The following is a 4,613-nucleotide window of genomic DNA, read 5'->3' as shown; positions in this document are numbered from 1 at the left end:
CGCTCTTAATTCAAGCTTTGAGATCATTCAAACTGTCGGTGTGCTGACGGTCGACGGGGCGAAAATTTGGTCGAGCCGAGCTGCGAGTGGCGGCTGAGAGGCGTCGCCGGGCAGCTCGAGACGGGTCCGACGGCGGAAGGGTAACCGAAATATGGCTCGAGAGGGTACGGGCGCCACCGTCGACGGATCGACGGCGGCACCGCACGGGTCCGTCGGCAACGGCGTCGGGGCCGCCCCGCCCGGGTTATGGTTTGGGGTGCTCGGGCCGCTGGAGGTCCGCCGGAACGGCGAACTCCTGCCGCTGCGGAGCGCGCGGGAACGGGCGCTGCTCGGTTTGCTGCTGTCCGAGCATAACCGGGTCCTGTCGGTGTCGCGGCTGGTGGACGGGGTGTGGGGGGCGGAGCCGCCGCTGACGGCGGAGAAGACGCTGCAGGGCTATATTTCCCGGCTGCGCCGGCTGTTGGAACCAGACAGCCCACGGGCTGGCTGGCGCATCCTGATCACCTCACCGCCCGGCTACAGCCTCCGGGCCGGCACGGCGGCCCTGGACGCGGCCGTGTTCGAACAGCTCGCCGGGCAGGCGCGGCAGGCACTGGCGGCCGGTGCCCCCGAACTCGCGCTCGCCCGCCTCCGGCGTGCGCTGGGGCTATGGCGGGGGGAGGCATACGAGAACCTCGACGACGCCGAGTTCGTGGTAAGCGAGCGGGACCGGCTGGCGGAGCTGCGGCTCGCCGCCGTGGCCGACCGCATCGACGGCGAACTGGCGCTCGGTCATGCCTCGGCCTTGGTCAGCGAGCTGCAGCGGCTGGTGGCCGAGTACCCGTTGCGGGAGCGGTTACGAGGCCAGCTGATAGTCGCGCTGTACGAATCAGGGCGGCAGGCGGAGGCGCTGGATGCCTACCGCGCGGCCCGGACCCGGAGCGTGGACGAAATCGGGGTGGAGCCCGGCCCGCAGCTGCGGGCGCTGGAAGCGGCCATCCTCGCCGAGCAGCCCAGCCTGCGCCCGGACGCGGTGCGTCCGCAGGAGCTGCCGGCCAGACTGGACGCGGACCGGAACCCGCTGGTCGGGCGGGAGGGGGAACTGCGTCACCTTGAATTGGCGTGGGGGCGTGCCCTCGACGGCTCGGGCGGGGTCGTGATCGTCGAGGGCGCACCGGGGATGGGCGCCAGCCGGCTGGTGGCAGAGTTCGCACGCCGGGTGGGCAGCCGGGGCGCCGCGGTCGTCCTTGGCCCAGTGGACGCCCAGATGCTCGTGGGAACCACGGCGGAGCATCCGGTGCTGGTCGTCCTCGACGACCCGCCGGGGGCGGACCCAGCTGAGTTGCAGCGGCTGGCGGCCGCAGCCGTGCGGCTATCGGTACTCGTCGTCGCCGTCACCGGACCCGTCGGCGACCGGACGGAAGAAAAAGAGACGGACCGCCCGCCCGGTGCGGCCGAAGCCGGCTCTCAGGAGGTACTGCGGCTCGGTCCACTCGGGCTGGAGCAGGTCAGGACGATTGTGGCCGGCTATGTGACTGACGAGGAACTCGCGGAGGCAGCCAAAGCGGTGGCCGCGTCCTCCGGCGGCGTCCCCGCGCGGGTACACGAACATGCGGCCGGCTGGGCGGATACCCGGGGCGGGGAGCGGGTCGGCCGGAGCGCCGCGTGGCTGGTCAGCGGTCGGCGGGAGCTGGGCGCGGCCGAGCACGCGATGGTCGCCGACGTCCTCTACCTGCAGCGAGCGAGGCTCCGCCGCCGCGCTGCGGCACCTGATGGCTCCACCGCACCGGAGAGGCCCGCCGACCTAGCCGGCGGGAGGGCTGCCGTCCTGTGCCCGTACAAGGGGCTGGCACGTTTCGAGGAGTCCGACGCCCCGTACTTCTTCGGCCGGGAACGGCTGGTGGCCCAGCTGGTGGCCCGCTGTGTGGCCGCGCCGCTGCTGACAGTGGTGGGCCCGTCGGGCGGCGGGAAGTCGTCGCTGGTGCGGGCTGGGCTGGTGCCGGCGCTGCGTTCGGGCGTGCTACCCGGCAGCGAGCGGTGGCGGATCCGGCTGCTGCGAGCCGGCACGGTCGACCCGGCCGCAATCGACGTCGATAGCGGTGGGAACGAGCTCCTCGTTCTGGACCAGTTCGAGGAGGCGTTCACCACCTGGGCGCGGGAGAGCCGGGAGGAGTTCATCGACGTGTTGGCCGGTGCGCTCGAGCGGGGCGACGGCCGCCTGCGCGCCGTCCTCACGGTCCGCGCCGACTACTACGGCCACTTCGCCCGCCACCCGGCGCTCGCCCACCTCATCGGTGGCAACCATGTACTTATCGGCCCGATGACGATAAGCGAGCTACGGCGGGCGATCTCCGAACCCGCCCACGTCGCCGGACTCGAGCTCGAGGAGGGGTTCACCGACACGGTCCTGGCCGATGTCCGCCACGAGCCGGGGGCGCTGCCGTTGCTGTCCACCGCGTTGCTCGCCACCTGGGAGCGCCGCGACGGCCGAGTGCTGCGCACCGCGGCCTACCGCGAAGCCGGTGGGATGGCAGGGGCGATCACCCGGCTCGCCGACGGCGTCTACGACTCACTCGACACCGAGGGCCAGGCGACTGCCCGGAAGGTGTTTCTCCGGCTCGCTACCCCCGGCGAGGGCGCCGCCGATGACCTGCGCCGCCGGGCGCCGCGGGCCGAGCTGGCCGGCGGTGGGCCAGAGGACGCCGTGCTCGCCGCCCTGGTCGAGCGGCGGCTGGTCACCGCCGACGGCGACACGGTGGAGGTTGCCCATGAGGCGCTGTTGCGGGAGTGGCCCCGGCTGCGGGCCTGGTTGGAAGCCGACCGCGACGGCCGGCGGGTGCACCGTCACCTCACCGAGGCCGCCGGCGCCTGGGCCGCGGCCGGCCGCGACCCGGCCGACCTCTACCGCGGCGCCCGTCTCGACGCTGCCCAGGAGTGGGCCACCGCCCACCTCGGGGACGCCAACCTGTTGGAGCGCGCCTTCCTGGACGCCTCCGCCGCCGTACAGGAACGCGCGCTGCACCACGCCCGGCGCAGCGCCCGGCGGCTGCGGGTGCTGGCCGCCGTGCTGGCCGGGCTGCTGGTGATCGCGTTGACCAGCGTCGGCGTGGCGGTCATGCAGCGCGGCGCGGCCAACCAGCAGGCACAGATGGCCCGCGGGGCCACCCGGTCGGCGCAGGGCAGCAGGCTGGCGACGCTGGCCGCCGGCCTCGACACCGACCAGGTCGACCTGGCGCTGCTGCTCGGCGTGGAGGGCTACCGGCTCGCCCCTTCCCGGGACACCGAAGGCGGTCTGGTGACCGCGCTCGTCCACACCCCGGCCAACCTCGATCAGATCATCCGGTTCGGCGCCCCCGGCCTGCTGCCGATCGTGCCCCCGTCGGTGAGTCGGGACGGGCGGCTGCTCGCCGTCCCGGGGCGAGACGGCACGGTCACCGTGTGGGACCTGACCGCCGGCCGAGTCCAGCGCACGCTGCACTGGCCCACCGGCCGCCAGCTCGCCGTCTTCAGCGCGGACGCCACGATGCTCGCTGTCGGCGGGAACGACGGGACCATCGTCGTCTGGGACGTCATGCGCGGCGAACAGGTCGGGGCACCCATCCGGGCCGGGGACGGCCTCGCCTACGGGCAGTTCGACCCGGACAACCCGTCCCGGCTGTTCGCGGTCGACAACAGCGGGCGGATCGTCCTGTGGGACCGCTCTGTTCCCGACGCGCCCCGACAGGTCGGGCCACCGCTGCAGGTCCCGATGAAACCCGGCGATATCCCGCTTGTCGTGATCAACGCGGACGGGAGCCGGCTCGCCGGGGTAGGGACCGGTGGCTCATCGACGCGGGTGTGGGACGCTCATACCGGACAGTTCCTGCGGGAGCTGCCCGGACGCCTCGGCTTCTTCGGCCCCGACGGCGTCACACTGCCAACCGCCCTCGGTGACCATGTGATGCTGTGGGACGTCGACACCGGGCAGCTGCGTCAGGCACCGCTGACCGGCTTCACCAGGGCTGGCGCCGGCGCTGTGATCAGCAGCGACGGCCGGCGCCTGGTCGCCAACGACGAGGAGACCGATCTCACCCGGGTGTTCGACCTGCCGTCGGGCCGGCTGGCCGCCACATTCTCCCGGCCTGGGATCGTCCCGGTCGCCTTCCTGCCCGGCGGACGGCTGCTCACCAGCAGCGTGGCCGAGGCCGACATCTGGCGCCAGGACGCCGCCACATCACCGCTCGGCCGGACCCTGGACGGCCATGACGGCCGCGTCGTGGCCGCGTTCATCCCCGGCGGCACCGAGATCGCAACCCAGGGCATTGACGACCGGCGGGTCCTGCTGTGGGATGCGGGCACCGGCCGCCTCGAGGGGCCGCTGCTCGACGGCGCCGTCGAGGCCCCCGCCGCGTTCAGCCCGGACGGCACCCTGCTCGCCGCACCGGGCCGGGACGGTATGGTCCGGCTCTGGGGCCAACGGCGGCGTGATGATGGCACAGCCGCCCCGCCGGAGTCCCACATCCCCGTGTCGTGGGAGCGGGCCGGCGGCGCCGAACTGGCGGTGCTTGCCGGCACCGGGCCGGCAGCGCGCGCCGACGCCGTCGCGTGGAGCCCGGCCGGGCGCCGGGTCGCCGTGGCCGCCGGCGGTTCGGTCC

Annotated in this window: 1 protein-coding gene; it reads left to right on the top strand. The window is 73.7% G+C overall.

What is annotated here, in order from left to right; translation table 11 throughout:
• Positions 1–151 precede the first annotated feature (151 nt).
• The coding region (locus MJ785_RS20045; protein WP_239382263.1) for a BTAD domain-containing putative transcriptional regulator at positions 152–4,613 on the top strand (4,462 nt) is incomplete at its 3' end.

Source organism: Protofrankia sp. CiT1 (assembly GCF_917627335.1).
In the GTDB taxonomy this organism is placed as follows: domain Bacteria; phylum Actinomycetota; class Actinomycetes; order Frankiales; family Frankiaceae; genus Protofrankia.
This window is presented reverse-complemented; position numbering and strand designations above follow the sequence as displayed.